18 protein-coding genes are annotated in these 20,406 nt (G+C 50.7%); 6 read left to right on the forward strand and 12 right to left on the reverse strand.

Features of this window, described 5'->3' with window-relative positions:
* Positions 1-20 precede the first annotated feature (20 nt).
* Entirely contained in the window at positions 21-428 is a 408-nt protein-coding gene (locus IPQ00_11370; protein MBL0241155.1) for a hypothetical protein, read from the reverse strand.
* 107 nt (positions 429-535) lie between these two features.
* The gene (locus IPQ00_11375) at positions 536-886 is read right to left on the reverse strand and encodes an RNA-binding protein (protein ID MBL0241156.1); all 351 of its coding nucleotides are present in this window, start codon (positions 884-886) and stop codon (positions 536-538) included.
* Between the two features lie 428 nt (positions 887-1,314).
* Between IPQ00_11375 and IPQ00_11380 the strand changes: the two genes are divergently transcribed.
* Positions 1,315-1,701, forward strand: a complete 387-nt coding sequence (locus tag IPQ00_11380; GenBank protein ID MBL0241157.1) for an IS30 family transposase — start codon at positions 1,315-1,317, stop codon at positions 1,699-1,701.
* A gap of 1,266 nt (positions 1,702-2,967) precedes the next feature.
* Here the strand turns inward: IPQ00_11380 and IPQ00_11385 are convergent.
* From IPQ00_11385 to hrcA, 4 genes are all read right to left on the reverse strand, one after another.
* Positions 2,968-3,375 (reverse strand): hypothetical protein, encoded by a 408-nt coding sequence (locus IPQ00_11385; GenBank protein MBL0241158.1) that lies wholly within the window; start codon positions 3,373-3,375, stop codon positions 2,968-2,970.
* A 643-nt stretch (positions 3,376-4,018) separates the two neighbouring features.
* Entirely contained in the window at positions 4,019-5,824 is a 1,806-nt protein-coding gene (dnaK, locus tag IPQ00_11390) for a molecular chaperone DnaK (protein MBL0241159.1), read from the reverse strand.
* 55 nt (positions 5,825-5,879) lie between these two features.
* Complete coding sequence (locus tag IPQ00_11395; protein MBL0241160.1) at positions 5,880-6,716, reverse strand: nucleotide exchange factor GrpE; 837 nt, start codon at positions 6,714-6,716, stop codon at positions 5,880-5,882.
* Between the two features lie 22 nt (positions 6,717-6,738).
* Positions 6,739-7,872: a heat-inducible transcription repressor HrcA gene (gene hrcA, locus IPQ00_11400; GenBank protein MBL0241161.1), complete on the reverse strand. Its 1,134-nt coding sequence runs from the start codon at positions 7,870-7,872 to the stop codon at positions 6,739-6,741.
* A 121-nt stretch (positions 7,873-7,993) separates the two neighbouring features.
* On the opposite strand from hrcA, the gene IPQ00_11405 reads away from it, so the two are divergent.
* Positions 7,994-8,719: a M48 family peptidase gene (locus tag IPQ00_11405; protein MBL0241162.1), complete on the forward strand. Its 726-nt coding sequence runs from the start codon at positions 7,994-7,996 to the stop codon at positions 8,717-8,719.
* 2 nt (positions 8,720-8,721) lie between these two features.
* Here the strand turns inward: IPQ00_11405 and IPQ00_11410 are convergent, their stop codons facing one another.
* On the reverse strand, positions 8,722-10,359 hold the full coding sequence (locus IPQ00_11410) for a hypothetical protein (GenBank protein ID MBL0241163.1): 1,638 nt from the start codon (positions 10,357-10,359) through the stop codon (positions 8,722-8,724).
* Positions 10,360-10,398: 39 nt separating this feature from the next.
* Between IPQ00_11410 and IPQ00_11415 the strand changes: the two genes are divergently transcribed.
* Positions 10,399-11,181 (forward strand): SDR family oxidoreductase, encoded by a 783-nt coding sequence (locus tag IPQ00_11415; GenBank protein ID MBL0241164.1) that lies wholly within the window; start codon positions 10,399-10,401, stop codon positions 11,179-11,181.
* Here IPQ00_11415 and IPQ00_11420 read toward each other — a convergent pair.
* Positions 11,178-12,962: a hypothetical protein gene (locus IPQ00_11420; GenBank protein ID MBL0241165.1), complete on the reverse strand. Its 1,785-nt coding sequence runs from the start codon at positions 12,960-12,962 to the stop codon at positions 11,178-11,180. The genes IPQ00_11415 and IPQ00_11420 overlap by 4 nt on opposite strands.
* Positions 12,963-13,064: 102 nt before the next feature.
* Here IPQ00_11420 and IPQ00_11425 point away from each other — a divergent pair, with 102 nt between their 5' ends.
* From IPQ00_11425 to lpxK, 3 genes are read left to right on the forward strand one after another with little or no spacing between them, the layout of a single operon-like run.
* Positions 13,065-13,631 (forward strand): aminodeoxychorismate/anthranilate synthase component II, encoded by a 567-nt coding sequence (locus IPQ00_11425; GenBank protein MBL0241166.1) that lies wholly within the window; start codon positions 13,065-13,067, stop codon positions 13,629-13,631.
* A gap of 33 nt (positions 13,632-13,664) precedes the next feature.
* Positions 13,665-14,750 (forward strand): anthranilate phosphoribosyltransferase, encoded by a 1,086-nt coding sequence (gene trpD / locus IPQ00_11430; protein ID MBL0241167.1) that lies wholly within the window; start codon positions 13,665-13,667, stop codon positions 14,748-14,750.
* 54 nt (positions 14,751-14,804) lie between these two features.
* Positions 14,805-15,833 carry a tetraacyldisaccharide 4'-kinase gene (gene lpxK, locus IPQ00_11435; protein ID MBL0241168.1) on the forward strand — a complete coding sequence of 343 codons (1,029 nt, stop codon included), beginning with the start codon at positions 14,805-14,807 and terminating at the stop codon, positions 15,831-15,833.
* A 45-nt stretch (positions 15,834-15,878) separates the two neighbouring features.
* Here the strand turns inward: lpxK and IPQ00_11440 are convergent, their stop codons facing one another.
* The 4 genes from IPQ00_11440 to IPQ00_11455 form a co-directional block, all read right to left on the reverse strand.
* Positions 15,879-17,096, reverse strand: a complete 1,218-nt coding sequence (locus IPQ00_11440; GenBank protein MBL0241169.1) for an AI-2E family transporter — start codon at positions 17,094-17,096, stop codon at positions 15,879-15,881.
* Between the two features lie 30 nt (positions 17,097-17,126).
* Positions 17,127-17,558 (reverse strand): hypothetical protein, encoded by a 432-nt coding sequence (locus IPQ00_11445; protein MBL0241170.1) that lies wholly within the window; start codon positions 17,556-17,558, stop codon positions 17,127-17,129.
* 606 nt (positions 17,559-18,164) lie between these two features.
* Positions 18,165-18,449 (reverse strand): hypothetical protein, encoded by a 285-nt coding sequence (locus IPQ00_11450; protein MBL0241171.1) that lies wholly within the window; start codon positions 18,447-18,449, stop codon positions 18,165-18,167.
* 17 nt (positions 18,450-18,466) lie between these two features.
* Positions 18,467-20,302, reverse strand: a complete 1,836-nt coding sequence (locus IPQ00_11455; protein MBL0241172.1) for a hypothetical protein — start codon at positions 20,300-20,302, stop codon at positions 18,467-18,469.
* Positions 20,303-20,406 lie beyond the last annotated feature (104 nt).

Consider the following 20,406-nt stretch of genomic DNA (forward strand, 5'->3'; position numbering starts at 1 on the left):
ATATGGTGATCCCGCTGATATTACTGCTCGACGGTCTCGACCATCTCAGCGGCTTTTGCGGCTTTGGCTGCCAGGTCTGCTTCGCTGCCTTCGCCGCGTTTGGGCAGCGGTTTGGCGTAGCCTTTTCGGGCTGTGAGCATCACAGCGACCAGACGCATCCGTCGGCGTCCCGCCGCGGGAACTTCCGTCTCGACATTTTCAAACTCGAACGAGTATGTAAAATGTCCCGCGGACAGCTTTTTACACATATCCTCAGATAGGTGGAAAAGGTATGCGTCCGCATATTTGCCCATACTCTCGTCGACGTGCCCGAGCACCTCGCCGGCCGTGTCGTTCAGGTATACCGGAACGCTCTCGATAGCATCACAGCGTAAATAATGTTCGCCAAGCACGTGCTTGCGAGATAGAGCCAGTGGTCCGTAAGCCATATGTGTATTCTATTCTAACACGCGCCTGTGTGTTTAGGTTGAAATAAAAAGCTGCCCGTGAGAACGGGTCTCCGGGCAGCTTTTCATAATTGGAATTAACGAGCTGACTACCAGCGGTCGCCGCCGCCATATCCGCCACCGCCGCCGCGGTTTCCACCGCCGCCGCCGCCGTATCCGCCACGTCCGCCACCGCCGCCGCCGCTACGGTTCTCTTGCGGTTTAGCTTCGTTGACCTTCAGGGCACGGCCGTCAACTTCTTTTCCGTTGAGCTGTGCAATAGCATTTTCGCCTTCGGCCTGCGAAGCCATTTCGACGAAGCCAAAACCACGCGAACGGCCGGTTTCACGGTCCTCGATGATGTTGGTCGATTCGACGGTACCGATAGCACCGAAAAGATCGTTAAGATCCTGATTTGATGTGTTGAAGGAAATGTTTCCTACATATAGTTTCATTGACATTGTTATATTTACCTTGCCTCTTTTCGAGGCTTCTAAAGAAGTGTCGAACCGAACTTGCGTCAAATAGAAACTATTGTCGTGCGAAGGTAACGGATCTCGGATACTCAAAAAACTGAGAGCAACTTCTGATTAACTAATAGGGCCCGCTCTCAAACTTATCCAGAAATCGTTAAAGACGAAGCGCACCGCAATCGGTGCGAGAGTAGGATGACAATAGTAAGTATGACCACCTTTCCCGCAAAAAGCAACACCTATTTTCTGCAACAACACGAAAACGATCCGATCACGCCCTGGCGTAACCGGAACAAAACCTTGCCCGAATAGATAACAGCATTCGCCTAAACAAGTCGTCGCCTATATTTGAAAGTAGATCAAACAAAACCGGAGGCGATCGGATCGCTCTTTAACTGAAGAATTGGGGGTCATCTATGGACTTAGAACTCAGACGAAGGAGCGGTCGGGCTCAGGCACTCGATATTGCGATTCTCTATGCAGATCCATACTCCTCCTGGCAAAGAGGCATTAATGAAATCACAAATGGCCTTGTCAGGCAGTACATCTCTAAAAAAACTGATTTCTCTTTACTCTCAGACGACCACATCACTCTCGTCAACCAACGTCTTAATAACCGTCCTCGTAAGTGCCTCGGCTTCCGAACACCCAACGAGGTCCTTAACAACCATTTTGTTGAAAGAGCAATCGGGGTCAGGCATGCGATATTGCGATTCTCTTTCAAACCCATACTGCTCGACCGTTTGACCGATCCGGGTCGGCGTGTCGATGCAGCGATGCGGGGCACGACTTCGCTATTATGATTCTTCATTAAACTTCTCCGGACATTGACCTTCTACTTCAATGCGATCGAGCGAAAGCGTGATGTCTTTTGGCCCGTTCGCCGTCCGTGGGGTTTGGCTCAAAATTATCAGATTCCCCTCCTTACCAAGGAGGGGTGGCAGTGGCCGTCTTTTGGCCGCTGACGGGGTGGTTCTCTCACGATAATAAAGATTCACCGTGCACCAGACTCAGGGCGTCAACCAAGCTGAATTCCTGATCGACGCTTGAGAACCACTCCGTCATCCCGATAGAAAGCATCGGGATGCCACCTCTCCTTGGTAAGGAGAGGAGTTTTTCAGACCATAGTTGATCTTTCGTGACGGGCGTTGCATCTATGCGACATAGCTGCATCTCTGCAAATTGTGATATAATATAACCAATCAACAGATCTTTGAAAACTAAAGACGGAGGCAACCCCCGTTCGGGCACAAACACCAAGTGAGTGCTCGGGAGATATGACGAATAACGAATGTCGAATACGGAATAGCAACAGTCGCTGTTTCTGACCGAAAGAAAAAGGGCCGGTTTCGCGGAAAACAGCCATGCGATTTTTGAAGCGGTGTTACTTGCACAACGTAAAAATGGCACGATTTGTGGCTGCAAATGCCCTGGCGGCAACGGGTTACAATCGTCCCGCGTGTGCAAAAATGGCACGATTTATGGCACGAATTTTGGCACGGTCGAGGCTTTTGCATTTCGCAATCTTCATTTGAGAAATACCGAATGCAGACGGCACAATGACCCAATTCGGATGGATCGCAATACTCGGATACCGGGAATTGTATTGTGAAACAGCACGATCTCGCTAAACGCCACAAACACAGGCGTTACGGCATTTCCGAGCACATTTAGCGATGAACCTGAGGGGAAGGAAATTAATTTGAAACAAAATCGGGGGTTAAAGTCGCTAAACAAAGTACTTAAGTTGTTTCAAATTCGCCAAAACGTGTAATTAATTTGAAACACTTTCCGACCGTAACGCACAGCAAACGCACGGCTTAGCGTTACACAATATGTAAGCCGACTGTTTCAAATTAAATTGACCTAAATTGAAAAGTGGCGTCAGACTTGTAATGGCGCAATTCTTACGGTGTATAGCGTGATCTGTATTCCCTATTGGTATTTTCCACTTCCTCCGCCATTGTGCGATCGTCGGCCATCGGGCTCTTGGCGGCATCGTGGCGGCGGATTTCGCTTGAATGGGTTATAACCAAGTACGTCGGATTTCTCCGCCAGCGACGAAATCTTCAAAACGAGAATTGCATCACTTGGAAACCAGGTTCCTCCTTGTAGTCGTTCGGATAAGTGGCTCTCGCATCTGTACCATCGGCAAATTTTAGAGTGAGCTTATTTCCTTCGAATTTATAGATGCCGACCGTGGGAACGCTTTTAGCATCGTTGCTAACATTTGGAGTCGAATCGCCCGCACCCAAGATCATATCGATACGTTTGGGTGATTTGCTATCGTCAGTTTTATAAGTTCCCTTCATAAAACTTTTACCTTCAGATGAGAGACTGAAATGTCCATCACTAGTGAATTCAATATCGCTTTTTGTTGAATCGATATTTTTATATTTGCCCACGAGACCGGTTCGGCCACAATTGACAAGCAAAAAGGAAAGAGCAATTAAACCAATTAGAAATACCTGCTTCATTTTCTGACTCCTACTAGAATTTGTTATGTGTTACTTCAGCCGATCTGCATTCTCAAAAAGCGGAATGGTGCCGGGCTCTTGCTGCATTTACCCAAATTCCCGAAATCATTCCTAGAAAAGATTTATTTCTACAGATAACATATACGACCTTTCAGTCCGTAGCAAAGATTTTATAACCACATACGGAAGATCAGGGTCACCACACTGCAGAGAAATATCGAATGCGAAAGACAGAATCGCCCGATCAGAATGAATCACGGTACTCGGATACGCAGAATACTAGTGTTAAACAGCAGACTACTGCTAACTGCTGCGAACACGCGAGTTACGACATTTTCGGGCACATTTTGCAAAAAGCCCGAGGGGAAGGAAATTAATTAGGGACACTTTGGGAGGTTAACTTATTTATTCAGAGTATTTAGCCTGTCCCAAATTCGCCAAAAACTCGAAATTAATTAGGGACACTTTTCGGCCGTAACTTGCTGCAGAAACACGTCTTAGCGTTACACAATATGTAAGCTGACTGTTTCAAATTAAATTAACCTAATTTGGGACACTCGCGGAAAGTGAGATTCGAATTGAAAAAGAGCCGCGAGTTTGAGGCTCGCGGCCGAGTAAGGTATTTGATAGTTAGCTGCCCGGTCTATGCCATTGTGAGCATCGCGGCGGTGATGCGGTTGGCGGCGGCCTCGACCTTGGCGAGTTGGTCACGGACTTGTGAAATGTTCTCGGATTTTAGCATTTCGTCGGCTTCGGACAGCACACCGTTGATCGATTGCTGTTCGGCTAGCTCAAATGACTTGCCGATCTCCATCATTGCCCGGCGGGCGTTCCTGATCAGCGAATCGAGGCGGTTGCGTTCGTTGATAAGCTCACGCTCGTCGCGATCACGGTCGATCGACGTTTCGGCCTCGATAATGAGGCGTTCGATCTCGTCCGGCGAGAGGCCCGACGAAGGGGTGATCTGCAGAGCTTGTTCGAGCCCGGTCATCTTATCCTTGGCCGAAACGCTGACGATGCCGTTGGCGTCGATCTCAAACGATACGTCGACCTGCGGCACGCCGCGTGGAGCCGGCGGGATGCCGACCAGTTCGAATTTGGCAAGGCTGCGGTTAGCCGAGGCGATCTCGCGTTCACCCTGGAGGATGTGGATCTCGACCGACTGCTGATTATCAACGACGGTGGTAAACGTCATCGTATTTTTAAGCGGAATGGTCGAGTTTCGCGGGATAAGTTTGACGTACAATCCGCCGCGAGTCTCGAGGCCGAGACTGAGCGGCAGTACGTCGAGCAGGACAATATCCTTGACCTCACCGGTCAGCACGCCGCCCTGAATGGCTGCACCCATTGCGACGACCTCGTCCGGATTGATCTCCGACGAAGGCTCTTTGCCGAATACTTCGGTGACCGTACGGGCGATGATCGGCGAACGCGTCTGGCCACCGACGAGGATCACCTTGTCGATATCAGACGGTTGCAGTTTGGCATCCCAGAGAGCCTTTTGGCACGGTTCAACCGATGCCTCGACCAGATCTGCAACCAGACTTTCAAAGACCGCACGCGTGAGCGTCGCGTTGATATGTTTGGGTCCGGTCGAGTCGGCCGCGATAAAGGGCAGGCTGATGTTGGTCTCGGACACGCTCGAGAGTTCGCATTTGGCTCGTTCGGCCGCTTCCTTGAGCCTTTGCAGGGCAAGACGGTCGTTTTTGAGGTCGATGCCGTGCTCTTTTGCAAAGCCATCGACGAGCCAAGTGATGATACGTTCGTCGAAGTCCTCGCCACCGAGAAACGTATTGCCGGAGGTCGATAGTACTTCGAAAACGCCATCGTTGATCTCCATTATCGAGATATCGAAGGTACCGCCGCCGAGATCGTAAACGGCGACCTTTTCATTCTTGTTCTTGCCAAAACCGTAGGCAAGGGCAGCGGCGGTCGGCTCATTAATGATGCGCTCGACCTCTAGACCGGCGATCTTGCCCGAGTCGCGGGTCGCCTGACGCTGCATATCGTCAAAATATGCCGGAACCGTGATAATGGCTTCGGTGATCTTATCGCCCAGAAACTCCTCGGCCGCGAGTTTGAGCCGCTGGAGCACGATCGCCGAGATCTCTGGCGGACTGTAGATACGGTCTAACACGCGAATATGTGCGTCGCCATTCGGAGCCTTGACGATCTCAAACGGCACGGTCGAACGCATTTTTTCGACCTCCGGAGCGTCAAACTTGCGGCCGATCAGGCGTTTGACCGCATAGAGCGTGTTTGCCGAGTTGGTGACCGCCTGACGCTTGGCGATCTGACCGACCAGACGCTCGTCCTTGTCTGTAAATCCGACGACCGACGGCGTAGTGCGGCCGCCTTCTTTGTTTGAGATGATCTGGACGGTGCCGCCTTCCAGAACAGAAACGCAGCAGTTCGTAGTGCCGAGATCGATGCCAATAACTTTGCTCATAACTATTTTTCCTTGAAATGTAGATCAGTGGGGGACAAATTCAGGCCTCGTAGGCCTATTCGGATGTAGCATCCGTTTCGGGAATGTCGGCCGGAGCCGTTGCGGGAATTTCAGATGGTGCTGCGGCCTGGCCGGGCAGTACTATCACCTTAACCATCGAGTGACGGATCACTCTATTGCCGATGCGGTAGCCTCGGAGTAACTCGTCAGAAATTGTGTTGGCCGGCATTTCAGGCCTAACTTCAGTAGCGACAGCCTCGTGAAAATGGGGATCAAACTGCTCACCGACCGTTGCGATCGGCGTTACGCCCATTCCGGCAAAAATGTCGTTCAGCTGTTGATTGACCAGCACGATGCCGTCAAAAAACTGCTGAAAATCACGGCCGCGTTCGCCGCCGATCTCATCGGCTGCATCGATCGCCCGATGTAGGTTATCGAGCACGGGCAGCATTTGGCCCGCAAGATTTCCGATCTGATCGATAAAGGATCCGCGGCGTTCGCGATCCATACGATATTTGAAATTTTCAAAGTCCTTGAGCCGCCTATCGCTCTTTTCCTGCATATCGCTACGCTCGGTCTTGAGCTCCAAGACGCGGACCTTAAGGGCTGCGATCTCGCTTTCGAGCTCGTGATTGCGGGCCTTGGTCACCGGCGATAGCACGGGCGGCAGCTTTACGGCAGGTTTAACTGACAATTCTTGCTGGACGAAGCCGGGCACAGCCGAGATCTCAAAATCGGCATCTTCGATCTCGATCCTCAGATCGGATGTGATATGCAGATCTTTTTCCTTGGCCTCGAGCTCTCGGATAAAATCATCGACCGACGATGTCTCGTCGGCCTCGATCATTTCGAGCGGATCCTGTGGCTGGTCCATGTTTTCGTCAAGGTTCATTTTGTTATTGCCGTACGCCGGCCTAATTTAGCTTGATGTCGGCAGACATCATCTTTTCGAGCGTACGAGCGACATAGGACACGATCGAGATCATTCGGGCGTACTCGATGCGGGTGGGCCCGAGGACGCTCAAGGTGCCGATCGCCGAACTGTTGCCGATCCGGTACGGAGCCGAGATCAGCGTACAGTTTTGAAATGATGGCGTACGGTTTTCGCTGCCGATAAAGACCTGAACGTCTCCCTTGGCGGCCTTATCGCGTTCGATACATTCGGTCAAGATCTGCATCAAACGAGATTTTTCACCGATGGTCCTGAGCAATTCCCGCAGCCTTTCGAGATCGGCAAAGTCGCTCTTTGACAAGATATTCGACGTACCGTCTACAAAAACTTCGCCCAGCCTGTTATCGTCGCGCTCGATGCTTTCCGAACAGAGGATAACGGCAGTTTGAAGCAGTTTGTCGAACAATGCCTTTTCTTCGTGCATAAGAGTTAGTATCTCGGCACGGATCTCGGCAAGGCTCTTTCCGGCAAACTCGGCATTTAGGTAATTAGCCGTGCGTTCGAGTTCATCGCGGGTAAAGGTAACGTTAAGCCTAATTATCTTGTTATGGACAATATTGGGCGCCGATACCAGTACCACGAGAATGCGATTGTCAGAAAGATTGACAAACTCAATGTGCTGCAGGCGATCACTCGCCAGAGACGGCGAGACCACGATGCCAACATTATTAGAAAGAGCAGAGAGCAACTGGGAAGTACGCTCCATCAACCGGTCAGGCGTATCCGAAAGATCGCCCAGATCCTGGGGTTTCAAACCGTAACCTTCGCCAATTCGGAAAAGGTCATCGTTTGAGATACTCAGGACGCCCAGTAGATTGTCAACGTAAAACCGATAGCCTTTATCAGTGGGAACGCGTCCTGCGGAAGTGTGCGGCTGCTCAAGCATACCCATTTCCTCAAGTTCGCCCATCACATTGCGGATCGTCGCCGAGCTCAAACCCGAAGCGTTAGCAAACTTTTCGGCGAGTGTTTTTGACCCGACCGGTTCGCCTGTGACGAAATGTTCGTTGATAATGGCTGATAGGATGACTTGCCCGCGGGAATCGGGAAATACTTGAATTCTCTCGTTTCCTTGGGGATTTTGCCGGACAGACATCCTTTTTCAGGGAGGGTTTGTATCATACCGTTTGTTGACGGTATGCTTTCCCCATAAAAAGAAATAACATTTTCTACCTCAAAATGTCAAGAATTTTCGTTAAACTACGACAAACATCTTTGTGACTCAAACAACCGACGAGCTCCGTGAGATATATGAGGAAGCATTTAGCTGGTACGACCCCAAACGGTCAGTCCCGGCGATCGCGGTCACATTCTATCCCTACGTAGGTATCAATCATACGATCCGCATCCGCGACGGCAATATTTTGGTCAAGATCGGCGAGATATGCCGAGATATGCCGCGGCCTTGCCATAAGGGCCTTGCCTTCATACTTGTCGGAAAGCTTTTGCGAAAAAAAATACCGGCCGGGGCACGCGAGGTATATTCTGCGTATTCCAAATCAGATGCGATCCGCCTGCGAGCGGCCGACAGTAAACGCACCCGCGGCCGCAAGGTCGTGACGACGCCCCAGGGCTCGGTGTACGATCTGGAAGAAATATTTGCATCACTCAATCGTAAATACTTTGGCGAACTAATCCCGAAACCGGTTCTGACGTGGTCGGTTCGGAAAACATATCGGATACTTGGCCATCACGATGCCACGCACGATCACATTACGATCAGCAAGTCTCTGGACGCTTATGATGTGCCGCGATATGTCGTCGAATATGTCGTATTTCACGAAATGCTACACATACACCATCCGACCAAACATATAAATGGCCGCCGTTACAACCACACTGCTGAATTTCGCCGCGATGAACGCAAATTTGCGTTCTATACGCAGGCTGAAAACTGGATCGAACGGAATGTGAGGAAACTTAGACGGGCAGCCAAGAAATAAGGTCAGTCCTGAGCAAGTTGGGCGATGATCGAGCCGATGAAGCCGAAGTCCGATGTCGTCGTACGCTGCATACCGGACTTTGTAAATCGAGTTTCGGTCGTGTAGTTGGAGAGAGCTTTCATTTCCGAACTCTTTTTTGCGGAGAGAATGTCTGCGATCGCACCGGCGGTGACGTTGTCTGTTCCGAACGTCGTTATTGCAGATGTCGCCCCATCCTTGACTATCTCATTCAGTTCTTTGCTCTTTGAAAGATCGCGTTGTCCGCCTAAGTAGGCCATCGCCGTTTCGGTGTCGCCCAAAACAAGCCTTCCACGAGAAATGTCGGCGGTAAATTCCCCGTCAGTGGATCGAAGCACAACCAACTTGCCATCAGCGTTTTCGACGGTGAATGGTTTGAAGTCGGATCCAAGCGAACGCTTGAGATCAAGTTCATTGCGGATCTTTGCAATGATTAGATGCTTATCTGAATCATCATTGTATTTGGCAACAATGATCTCCGGACCGACGGACCTTAGAAATGTTTCACTGTCCTTGACCCCGTAAGGCTCGAACATAACCGAGGACAGAGTTTGTATCATCTTGCCTGCCAGAGGGTGCACTTGCCTCATCGTCGTCAAGACGATCGAACGCCACGCGACCTGTGCATCATGAAAGTTGTATGTTGTGAATTCATCGGCATCGGTCGGAATTCCTAAGGAAACGAAGTCAGAGTTTCGAGACTCCTTCATTGTTTCGCTGAAAACGTTCGACAGGTCGGGCGGCATCGAGATCAAGAATTTATCTTCGATTCCGCTTTTGGACTTTGTTGCAGTCCAACTGATCTCTGTGATCGAATTTCGAACGAGTGTAGGCAAGAGACCGGCGATTGCACTTTGAACCTCGGAGTCCTCGCCGGCTTCGGATGCAAATTTTAGACCGATGATGTTGGCGATCTGGGCGACGCCGTCGGTTGATACATAGCCGGAAGCGATAGTCTTCGGATCGGAAGCGGGCACTTTCCCGCTTTTTGCAACGCTGTCAGCACCGCCGGTTCTGACTACGAGGCATTTATCGATCGCGGATTCGTCATTGCCGAAAAATATTAGGCTGTCGACGGCCAGAGCGAATGCTTTGCGGCCGTCCTTTGCGGTCCAGGTGAAGTATTTGCCGCCGCTCTTATCAGTCATTTCCAGTGTCGGTTGGCTATCATAGATCTCAGCGACAAATGAACCGAGTTTCTGTTCTGCAAAGGCGACGGTTTGGTAATTCCAGGCGTGAGTGTCGGCGATGACGACAAAATGCGGCTGAACGCGGCCGACCGAGTGCTCATCCGTCAGCTTTTCTTCAAGGGTTTCCAAACCGGTGACCGCAACAGCGACCTGAACACCGCTGAGAGCGGAGAGATCCGGCCTGTTTTTAGCGATCTCGACGAACGGCCTGCTTTCAATTATAGGTTGCAGTGCCGCCGCTAAATCATTCGTTTCGAGGTATACAAGTGCATCGGCCGGAGCAAGCGTCCGAAGATCCGTTATTTTATGGGAGCAGGAAGAAAGGAGTATAAGGCACAGATAAGCAAAGATCGCCCCTAATACGATCAAGATGCGTCGGGCCGAGCCCATATAGATGCTCGCTTTTACCGGTCTGTGATTATCTGCGTTCATCTGCCGTCAATTTCTTATGCTAAAATCCAAACAAATATTATGACCCAAGTATTCAATACTGACATCTTAAAGGACAAGGTAGCGTTTGTAACGGGCGGTGGTACGGGAATCACGGGCGGCGTTGCTCGTGCATTTGCTGAGCACGGGGCAAAGCTCGCTATCACGAGCCGCAAAGATGAGAATCTAGCGGCGATGAAAGCTGAAGTCGAGGCGTTCGGCGGCGAGTGTTTTGCAATAGCTGCCGACGTCCGTGATTACGAGGCGGTCGAGCGAGCGATCGCTGCGACGGTCGAGCATTACGGGCGGATCGACATCGTTGTAAACGGAGCGGCAGGCAACTTTCTCTGTGCCGCCAGCGAACTTTCGTCTAATGGTTTCGGCACCGTTGTAGATATCGACACCAAGGGCACGTTCAACGTCTGCCGAGCGGCATTTGGCGAATTGAAAAAGTCTAAGGGCCAAATTCTCAATATCTCGGCTACACTCCACTACCTTGCTACGCCAATGCAGATCCACGTTTCGGCCGCTAAGGCCGGCGTTGACGCCATTACTCGGAACCTATCGGCGGAGTGGGGACGTTACGGCATCCGCGTTAATGGCATCGCTCCCGGCCCGATCGAAGATACCGAAGGAATGAAACGACTTTTGCCCGAAGGCCTCAAGGAAAAGATCACCCGTAAAATACCGCTCGGCCGTTTTGGCCGTATCGCCGATATTGAAAATTCAGCTCTGTTCCTAGCGTCGGACGCCGCAAGTTATATAAATGGCGTGACACTCGTCGTCGATGGAGGGCAATGGCTAATGGGTACGAGTTTGGGCTAGTTTTGCGGCATAGGAACCGCCGTTACCGGGACTGATACTGCCTCCGCCTTGACTTCTGAATCGTCGGGCCTACGATCGTCGAGGATCGCTCGTAAGACCATCATTTTTGCCAAAACTCGGATCTCTATCCGGTCGAATCGATTGGTCAATGCCCGCGTCTTGGCAAAATCCGTTTTGACAAGCGAATTGATCGTGCCGTTGGCGACACCGAGTTCCTTGGTCAAACCGGTTATCATCGATCCGCCAAATGCCCCGACCTGAACCTCGCCATTGTCGACCAGTTCGTCCGCAGTGTCGATAAACTCAGCAACTTTGACGAAGGCCGCCAGTGTGTCATTAGTTCGCGATATAACGTCGTCAAGCAACGTAAACGCCTTGTCCGGATCAGCCTCGGCGAATCCGCTGACGAGCATCAAACTGAACATAAAATCACGATAATTCTTTGGCTGAGGATTTACCAACCGTTCCGCATCGCGCATTATCTCCGCGGCCAGTTCTTTGTCGCCAAGTCGGGCGACCTGGGCCGCGAGCAGGCTGAGGCCCAACAATTTGCGCTCCTTGCCGGGAGTTTGAGATATGATCTTGCGGGCCTCGGCGACGATCTTGGCCCGTTCCTCATCCGGCAATGGCTTCGTCAAAAGGCCATTGACCTTGTCCATCGCCTCTTTCTCAGCCTTTGCGCGCAGATCACGAGCCTCGCGATCCGGATCGGCGGTGTTCGAATTTACATCCGAATCGATCGCTCCCGCGGAGCCAAGACCTGCAGCATTTACGGCCGTGTTGGCTCCCATTTTCAAAACCGCTTTAGTCCCGGGAAATTTTGAGCGTATCTGTGCAGCCCGCGACGGCGAAAATTTACCGATCTGATCCGCCCAAGATGTCGGTAGAGCATCTTCGTTATTACCGTCGAGCACCATTTGTCCGAACTGGTCAGCAATATCACGGAGGTCGTTTTGAGAATAGACGGCCTTTTTCCCGCCGGTCTTTTTTGACGCCTCGAGATTCTCAGCACCGAAGGTAAGCAAACTCGAATATAGGTAACCACTCTTGATTTTTGATCGGTCCGTTTTGATTTTACTTAATATCGCCGCCCCAAATTCGATTCCGTTATCCGCGTCTTTAGCGTAGATCTTTCGGAGCAGGTCGATGTGTTGGTACTCGAAACCTTCTTTAAGCGAGGCGGTCGCGAATTTCAACGCCTTGGTAGCGTTGGACGCGGCGATCTGCGTAATTAGCTGAAATTCAAAATATTTATCACTACTTTCCTGTTGTTTGCGCCGTGACGGATCGGTGATCAGATCGAGGCTGTCGGCGTAAAAACTGTACGCAAGTTCGGGTTCGTGTTCAGCTAGGCTCATCGATATTTGCTGACGCACGGCCATCGCAACACGAAATTTGCGTTCGACCGGGAGAAGTCCGCCTCTGCCCGTCAAAAATCCACCGGGAGCGTCCTCGTCCACCATCGACATATCCGGCGAGTTCAGCATTTGGTCGTAATCGATCAGTAGCTGACGAAAATCGCCGATCACAGCAGCGTACATCGCCTTTGCTTCCTTTTCGTCGCGAAACCACATCAGCGACGCGAGTTCGGCATTAAAAGTGATCCGGTTTTCGACCGATCGCATATTACCAACGTCGGCGGATGTCTCACGCAAAAATTCGAGAGTTTCGGCAGCGAATTTTTCGGCCGCGTCTTTCTTTATGGTCCCTGCGTTCGTTTGGGCTCCCACACATATGGCGGTCGCGACAATTAGAACTGTGGCAATGAGTGTCTTTCGCATTGTTTGGGCATCTCCGGCTAGACTCGATTATGATAGAGTGAATATTCGCAATAGTAAACAAAAAGAACGTTGGACGCTCGGTATTGTTGCAATCGAAGCATTATGTTGCTCGTCATCGATAATTACGATTCATTCACCTACAACCTCGTGCAGTATTTGGGCGAGATGGGTACGGAGATGCGCATTTTTCGCAATGACGAAGTAACCATTGATGCTGTCGAAAGCGAACTTCGGCCCGAACGGATATTGATCTCGCCCGGCCCCGGAACTCCGGATGATGCCGGCATCACGCTCGGAGTCATCGAGAGATTTGCGGGCAAAGTGCCCATATTAGGCGTCTGTCTCGGCCATCAGGCGATCGGACAGCATTTTGGCGGTACCGTTATGCGGGCCCCCGAACCGGTTCATGGCAAACCGGTCGAGATACTACACGACGGCAAAACCATCTTCAATGAAATTCCGAACCGTTTCGCTGCCGGGCGCTATCACTCGCTGATAGTCGATCGGAAGGAGTTGCCCGATTGTATGGAAATATCTGCCGAGTCGCCCGATGGATTGATAATGGGTTTGCGCCATCGAGAATGGAGGGTCGAGGGCGTGCAGTTTCACCCTGAGTCGATCCTCACTGAACACGGCCGGACGCTTTTGCGTAATTTCCTTGAACTTTGAGATATTATTCTGAGTGTACGGCGGTTGATCAAAATGGAAGTAAAAAAGACCGATTGGGTGAGATCCGCATCCGCGACGGCGACAAACACAAAGGCTGACACGCCGCTGTTTCCTTTCCTAACTCGCTTGATTCGCGGTGAAGATCTCTCGACCGCTGAATCCGCTGCTTTTTTTAACGCTCTCACCGATTCCGAAGCCAATCAGGCACAGATCGCCGGGGCATTGACCGCGTTGACGATCAAGGGAGAAACGCAAGAAGAACTGGCTGGAATGGCGAGCATAATGCGTAAGCATTCGATCAAGGTCAAATCTTCAAAAAAGAACGTTGTTGATATTACCGGCACGGGTTCTTCTACCGCAAAAACATTTAACATCTCGACTGCGGCCGCATTGGTTGCCGCCGGTGCGGGCCTTTCGATCGCCAAACAGAGCAATAAGGGCGGGATGAGCAGTTCTGGCAGTGCGGATGTACTTGCGGAGTTTGGCGTTAAGATCGCGAACGAACCCGCTGAGGCCGAAATGATGCTGAGCGGCGTCGGTCTGTGCTTTCTCTACGCGGCCAAATTTCATCCCGCGTTGGGACGTATTGGTACGGTCCGCGGTAGCCTCGGCATCAGGACGTGTCTCAACTTGCTCGGCATGATCGCCAATCCGGTTAACGTTGATCGCCATTTGATCGGCGTTTGGCATTCGTCGTTGGTCGAACCGATTGCCGGAGCACTATCGCTATTAAATGCTGAAAAAGCGTGGGTCGTCCACGGATGTGACGGTCTCGACGAGATAACCGCGACGGGCGAGACCTTGATCTGTGAGGCTGTCAGAGGCTCGATCCGGACGTTTTCGGTCTCGCCAAAGGACTTTGGCCTTAAGCGCGGAAAGATCGATCATTTGCGGACAAAAACGGCGGAAGGGAGTGCTGAGATAATTCGTGCAGTACTGGCCAGCAAACGACGCGATGAGGCCCGGACGTTGATAGTGATGAATGCCGCGGCCGCTCTCGTGGTCGGCGGCCTTGCCGACGAACCGATGCACGCAGCTCGAATGGCCGAGCAGAGCATCGACAGCGGCCAAGCTCAGAATAAACTAGATCGAATGATCCAAACCTCTAACAAAAAATAAACTAACTTTACTCGATTACAAGACACCGCTCTATTACGACGACAATTGACCTTTATGCCTCTCGGTTGGATATACGGAAAGATAGCAGATATTAGAAATGCTAAGTTCGATCGGGGCAAGCTTCCGACCCGCGAATTGGGTGTTCGCACCATCAGCATTGGCAATATCACTGCCGGCGGCACCGGCAAGACACCGCTCGTCATTTTAACGTGCCAGTTGCTAGCCGCGAGAGGAAAACGAGTGTGCGTTCTGACTCGCGGTTATGGGCGTAAAGATGTCAAAACCCGTGTCGTCGTCTCCAACGGGAAAAAGCTACTTTCTGACACATTAAACGCCGGCGACGAACCGGTTGAGATAGCCAAACGTCTGCTCGGAAAAGCGGTCGTTGTCGCCGACGCTGATCGTGTCGCTGCGGCGGAGTGGGCACGGGGCGAGTATGGAGTTACGTCGTTTGTATTGGACGACGGCTTTCAGCACCGCTACGCCAAACGCGATGTGGACATCGTCTGCATCGACGCACTCGATCCATTTGGACGCGGCAAGATGCTGCCATTTGGCCGACTCCGCGAACCCCTCCACAATCTTAAGCGAGCTGATGCTATAGTGATCACCCGCTCGGACCTTGGCGGTGATATTGCCGTAATCAAGGCCAAGATCCGGGAGCACAATCCGGACTGCCCCATTTTTACGGCCAGGACAAAGGCCGCTGACCTACAACTGATCGACAGGTTTCTCGTGGATGGAGCTCAAGGAACGGCGGCAACGGATATCGATTTTCGGAGCCTGGCTCACGCTAAGGCATTTGCGTTTTGCGGCATTGGCAAGCCGGCAGCATTTTTCGAGCAACTGCGGCACGATAATTATCAAATGGCGGGAACCTATTCTTTCGCCGACCATTACGTTTATAGCCAAGACGACGCGAACGCTATCGACGCGAAGGCATTGGCGGCGGGGGCGGGATTTTTGTTAACAACACCGAAGGACGGCGTAAAACTCGCGGCTCTTAAGTTTTCAATCCCGTGCTTTGTGGTAATAAGTGAGCTAGTACTAGAAGACCGCGATTCATTCGCGGCCCTTCTCTAATGTTTTTTATCGACAGCCCTTAGCGATCGTCCAATATGCGATGTCTTAGATATTCTCCTCTGGCATTCGGCCATCTTCGTCGATGAGTCCGGAAATAAGGCCGCGTCGTCCGTGATGCTCGAGAACGTGGCGATAGAACACCGTCAGTATAGCGACTATCGGAATAGCCAAGAAAACTCCGGGAATACCCGCGACCTGCTCGCCTGCGAGTACTGAGAGAATAATGACCAGTGGGTGAAGATGGATACCTCCGCGGACAATACGCGGGTAGGTCACATAATCGTGGATTATCCGCAATACAACCAGAAAGATCGCCGAGTAAAGTGCCTTCCACGGGTCATCGGACGCCGCCGCAGTCAAGATCACGATCAAACCGATCGACGCGGGCCCGAGCAGCGGGACAAATTCAAATATACCCGCGAGAATTCCGAGTAGAAGAGCATATTTCAGCCCCAATAGATAAAAGCCGGATGTGCAGATCAGTCCAATGAGAAAGCACGAAATAAGCTGAGCCCGCGTATATGCGGCTAGCGTCGTATTTACGTCTTGCATCACCATTTCCGCTCTAAACCGCCAACGTCCGGCCGGGAACGCCCGCAATACGCCGAGTCGAAGTAGGTTAACATCCTTCAGAAAAAAGAACGCAAGTATCGGTATCAGCAACAACCACGGCACAAATGTCACCGACGACAAAACGAAACTTCCAAGCGTTAGAGTGCTCGCCTCTCCAAAAGACGTGACCTTTTCGTTAATCTTTGCCTGAACCTCGTCAGGGATTTTCAATCGGTCAAATCGTTGATTTAATTGGTTAGCCTGTTGCTGTATCGCTTTTGTGTATGCAGGGAGATTGGTGCCAAATTCTTTCCCCTGTTCGATCACCCGTGGTGCGATATTTGAAATAGCAACGCCGACCCCGGCGAAAACAACAACGTAGGCGATCCCGATCGCCAACGAACGCGGCATGAACCGTTCGATCGACGCGAACTTAAAGGGCTTGCGGATCAGTTTAACAATGGGGTCGATCAGATACGCGAAAAATACAGAAAGCACAACGAGAAAGAAAAGGTAAGTAAGCGATGAAATGACATTTTGGAGGTAGCTCGCTATACCGACCAGGATCAGCGTTACAATGACGACCCGAGCAATCGACATTATCGATGGCGATGACGGATCAAGCACCACGCTTTGGGAAGAGTTAGCCTTATCACCCAACCGCAGAAAACTTGGCTTCAATTCTTCTTCAAGTAATTCCTTTTCAGACATAGTGTCTCTCATTGCTCGATCTGGTTTACATCACTTAATAGGTGTTGCACTGATAACGGCGTCAGGCTTGGAAAAGCTCTCGATATCAAATCTATCACGAAGTGCCGCATACTTTTCCGGCAAAAGCGGAAAATTAGAGCCAATGACGACTGCCCGTCCGCCGTCTGAACTCACTCGGCGGTTCACCTGGTCAGTCTGTTGTCGGATAACTGACCGATCATCGGCGTCGATAGGCGAAGCGTCCCGCCGCCTCAAAACCAATACGATCGCAAAGTCCGCCGTCTGCATATCAGCTACATCCTTTTCGATCGACGAGACGACCGGAGCTGAATTTATCGGCGGCCTCACGTCCTTTCCCGAACGCAGGATCGTTTCATTCGCTCCGCAGGATGCAGTAAAAGCTAGTGTCGCGGTAGCAAGAAGCGACAATACTGATTTATTAAAGTCATTTATGTTCAACACACTAATCCCATTACTCGCTGGACATAAAAGTTTTAACACAAATACTTGTCTTCTCGCGATTCTCAGAACTCCAAAAATGTTTTAACCCGGAGAAGATACCGACATTGCCGGCGACGGCGGTTTCGCATCGTGTGTGGTCACGGCGATCCTTATCTTGTATTCAATTGCTCTCGATGGTACATTTTCCGGCCTGACCTGCTGAAAACTTATGAGAATATTATATTTCGATCACTTCTGACCAACCTGCTTTGTGTAACCGCAGAGGCTCAAACTTATAACAATTACGAAAAACAGTATAATTTCAAATCGCAGACCAGTAGTTTGTTCGAGTCTGAGCACACACACAGAAGGTTGCTTTCTAATTCCCAACCGACGGGACGTGGGGTTCAATCGGCTAGATCAGCGTAAATTTGTTTTCATTGTATGTACGAGAAAAATTTGGACTTCCGACAAAATTGGGGTCAAGGAAGGTAATAGCACCTACACGACCTTTGAAAAAGCTCGCAAATATCTGGCTCAGCCCAACAAGGATCATCTTTTACTAAACAAAGCTGATTACAACGAACTCTTTGCGAAACTCGTGAAGTTTCATTAGTTAAAGCGAGTTTACGGTTGGAATTCCATCAAAAAACTCAAGCAATACTTCCGCAAAAAACCGTTAGCGTCAAACGAACGAACTACAGAAGCTGAGAAGCCAAATAAGTTCATTTTAGCAATGTGCGTCATTACAATGAAGAATGAGATGCCGTTTTTTGCGAAATAAGAACTGTCAACGAATGCCGATACTGCCATACGTATCAACGGTTTAAGATTGCCGTACCCAGCCAACGACCCGTCACTGATCTTCGAGTAGTCGGTCAGCCACGCACCCAATGGCGGCGTTGTCGGCATATATTGTCAAGGCCGCATTAGTTACTATCTAAACCGTCGTCGTCGTTCGAATTTTTGCTTTTCGCGTCATTCTTTTCCATATCGTCCAGGATCTTCTGCTCATCCGGTGTCGCAGGTGGTTCATCGGCGGATGAGTCATACGGATCGCCCTTGACGTCGCGGATCTTGAGCAGACGAGCTTCGTCATCCTCATAAATGATCTCGGCCCAACCGCTGTCTAGCGCTTTGGCGATCATTTCAGTGTTTTCTTTCGCATCGGCAAAGATGTACTTCGCCCCGAACTTATCGCGAATGACCGGGGCCGGATCATCGATCTTGCCTTCGGTCAGATCCTTGAGCGTTTTGTACAACTCCGGATTTTCCGAATAGAGGTAGTTCGGATCGAGTCCGTAAACGTAGCGATGCTTAGTGTTATAGAAGAACAGTTTTGGAAAATCATCCCATGTACAGTTAAAGATGAGCTCGTTTTTGGGAATATTATCGGCTCCCGTCTCATCGAGTGCGGTCGCCCACTCCATCGACCGGCGATATTTATCATTCGGCTCGTTACTGGTTATATTGTCGATCATCCCGGACTCATCAAAACCAAACTTGTGCAGGCCGATCAGATTGTAGACCCAAAAGATACATAGAGCGATCCCGATGATCCAAACGGCCGATGACCGGGCGGCCTGAAGCCACGCTTGCTTTTCGGTTGGCTTTTCGACGTCGAGATAAGGGTCGATCTCCCGCTGGAACTCGTCCGGCAGTTCGACCGCCTTCGGTGCTGTGAATGCATTCCAGGCAAAGGCCGCAAAAAGGATTGCGAACGGCGGAAAGTACTCGGCAAAACGCTTAGAGCGGAACTGTGCTGCAAGCAATATCGATGTAAACGCGAGAAAAAATGCCGCCTTTTCAGGCAACTTGCTATTCTTTGGCACGAACAAGACGTAGCCGATCAGCATCGCGATCAATGCGATCGGAAAGTTCATCAGCAGTTCCTTCCCGTCGTACGGATACCACTCGCCGCCAACCGCAACGGCAAAGTCGCTGCCAACCTTGAATTTCGTTATGAAATGCTCAAAGAAGAGCCCGAGATTGTCCGGAAAATAAGGATTGATGACATTGCCCAGGATCATCCCTGCCGTCGTATATGCCAAAGGCCGCCATTCAAAACGGCGTTCGTTGATGGCAATGATCACAGTCCATATAAAAGCCGCAAACCATAGGAGCGGAAACAAGCTGTAAGTCCAGACAAACGCAAACATTAGCGGCAGCAGCCACAGGTATTTGCGTTGAAATAAAAGATGGATCCCGAGTACGGTGATGATAATGGTCAACGGCGGTGCCTTGCCCATATTCATCCGATAGTAAAATGCATTAGCACACGTCAGAAGAGCAGCGAGCCAAATTAGCTGATGCTTAATGCCGTACCGATAGACCAGCCAATAAACCGAAAATACGGCAAATGTCGCGTAGAAAACAGTCGATACCTTTGCCGCCATCACCGGTTCAAAGAACCAGAGGAAAGGTATCTGTAGAAGATGGAAAAGGAAATGGTGATCAGCGTAATCCTGTGGGTTGAGCACCGTCAACGGCAGCCATTCAAATGAAGGAAGCCATTTTCCGTGTTTGAAATTTTCCCACAGAAGCGACGACCATTTTATGTGGTAATAACCGTCCCAATCACCGCAGCAGATGGCATCTGTACGTGACTGCAAAAACGTCAGCACCATCAGGATCGCGCAAAACCCAAAAATTAAATAGATGACCCGGACCGCATTCTCGGACTCGAGAAATTCGCTCCAGCTTTGCTTTTTCGCAACCGCGGCCGAGGGTGTCGTCTCGGGCTTTTCGTTTATGATCTCGTCCATTGAATTTAGTGCCAGATAAATTGAAAAAGTATCACGAATGCAGGGTGCAAATCTAATCACAGCGACACCGTAGTGCGTTCGGCTGCTATCCTGCCTGACATAAG

The organism is Chloracidobacterium sp., from assembly GCA_016720705.1.
Lineage (GTDB): Bacteria > Acidobacteriota > Blastocatellia > Pyrinomonadales > Pyrinomonadaceae > OLB17.

What these genes read in the sequence shown, in the direction of transcription:
- IPQ00_11370 (MBL0241155.1), bottom strand. Translation starts at nt 428, where the DNA reads ATGGCTTACGGACCACTGGCTCTATCTCGCAAGCACGTGCTTGGCGAA.
- IPQ00_11375 (MBL0241156.1), bottom strand. Translation starts at nt 886, where the DNA reads ATGTCAATGAAACTATATGTAGGAAACATTTCCTTCAACACATCAAAT.
- IPQ00_11380 (MBL0241157.1), top strand. Translation starts at nt 1,315, where the DNA reads ATGGACTTAGAACTCAGACGAAGGAGCGGTCGGGCTCAGGCACTCGAT.
- IPQ00_11385 (MBL0241158.1), bottom strand. Translation starts at nt 3,375, where the DNA reads ATGAAGCAGGTATTTCTAATTGGTTTAATTGCTCTTTCCTTTTTGCTT.
- dnaK (MBL0241159.1), bottom strand. Translation starts at nt 5,824, where the DNA reads ATGAGCAAAGTTATTGGCATCGATCTCGGCACTACGAACTGCTGCGTT.
- IPQ00_11395 (MBL0241160.1), bottom strand. Translation starts at nt 6,716, where the DNA reads ATGAACCTTGACGAAAACATGGACCAGCCACAGGATCCGCTCGAAATG.
- hrcA (MBL0241161.1), bottom strand. Translation starts at nt 7,872, where the DNA reads ATGTCTGTCCGGCAAAATCCCCAAGGAAACGAGAGAATTCAAGTATTT.
- IPQ00_11410 (MBL0241163.1), bottom strand. Translation starts at nt 10,359, where the DNA reads ATGAACGCAGATAATCACAGACCGGTAAAAGCGAGCATCTATATGGGC.
- IPQ00_11415 (MBL0241164.1), top strand. Translation starts at nt 10,399, where the DNA reads ATGACCCAAGTATTCAATACTGACATCTTAAAGGACAAGGTAGCGTTT.
- IPQ00_11420 (MBL0241165.1), bottom strand. Translation starts at nt 12,962, where the DNA reads ATGCGAAAGACACTCATTGCCACAGTTCTAATTGTCGCGACCGCCATA.
- IPQ00_11425 (MBL0241166.1), top strand. Translation starts at nt 13,065, where the DNA reads ATGTTGCTCGTCATCGATAATTACGATTCATTCACCTACAACCTCGTG.
- trpD (MBL0241167.1), top strand. Translation starts at nt 13,665, where the DNA reads ATGGAAGTAAAAAAGACCGATTGGGTGAGATCCGCATCCGCGACGGCG.
- lpxK (MBL0241168.1), top strand. Translation starts at nt 14,805, where the DNA reads ATGCCTCTCGGTTGGATATACGGAAAGATAGCAGATATTAGAAATGCT.
- IPQ00_11440 (MBL0241169.1), bottom strand. Translation starts at nt 17,096, where the DNA reads ATGTCTGAAAAGGAATTACTTGAAGAAGAATTGAAGCCAAGTTTTCTG.
- IPQ00_11450 (MBL0241171.1), bottom strand. Translation starts at nt 18,449, where the DNA reads ATGCCGACAACGCCGCCATTGGGTGCGTGGCTGACCGACTACTCGAAG.
- IPQ00_11455 (MBL0241172.1), bottom strand. Translation starts at nt 20,302, where the DNA reads ATGGACGAGATCATAAACGAAAAGCCCGAGACGACACCCTCGGCCGCG.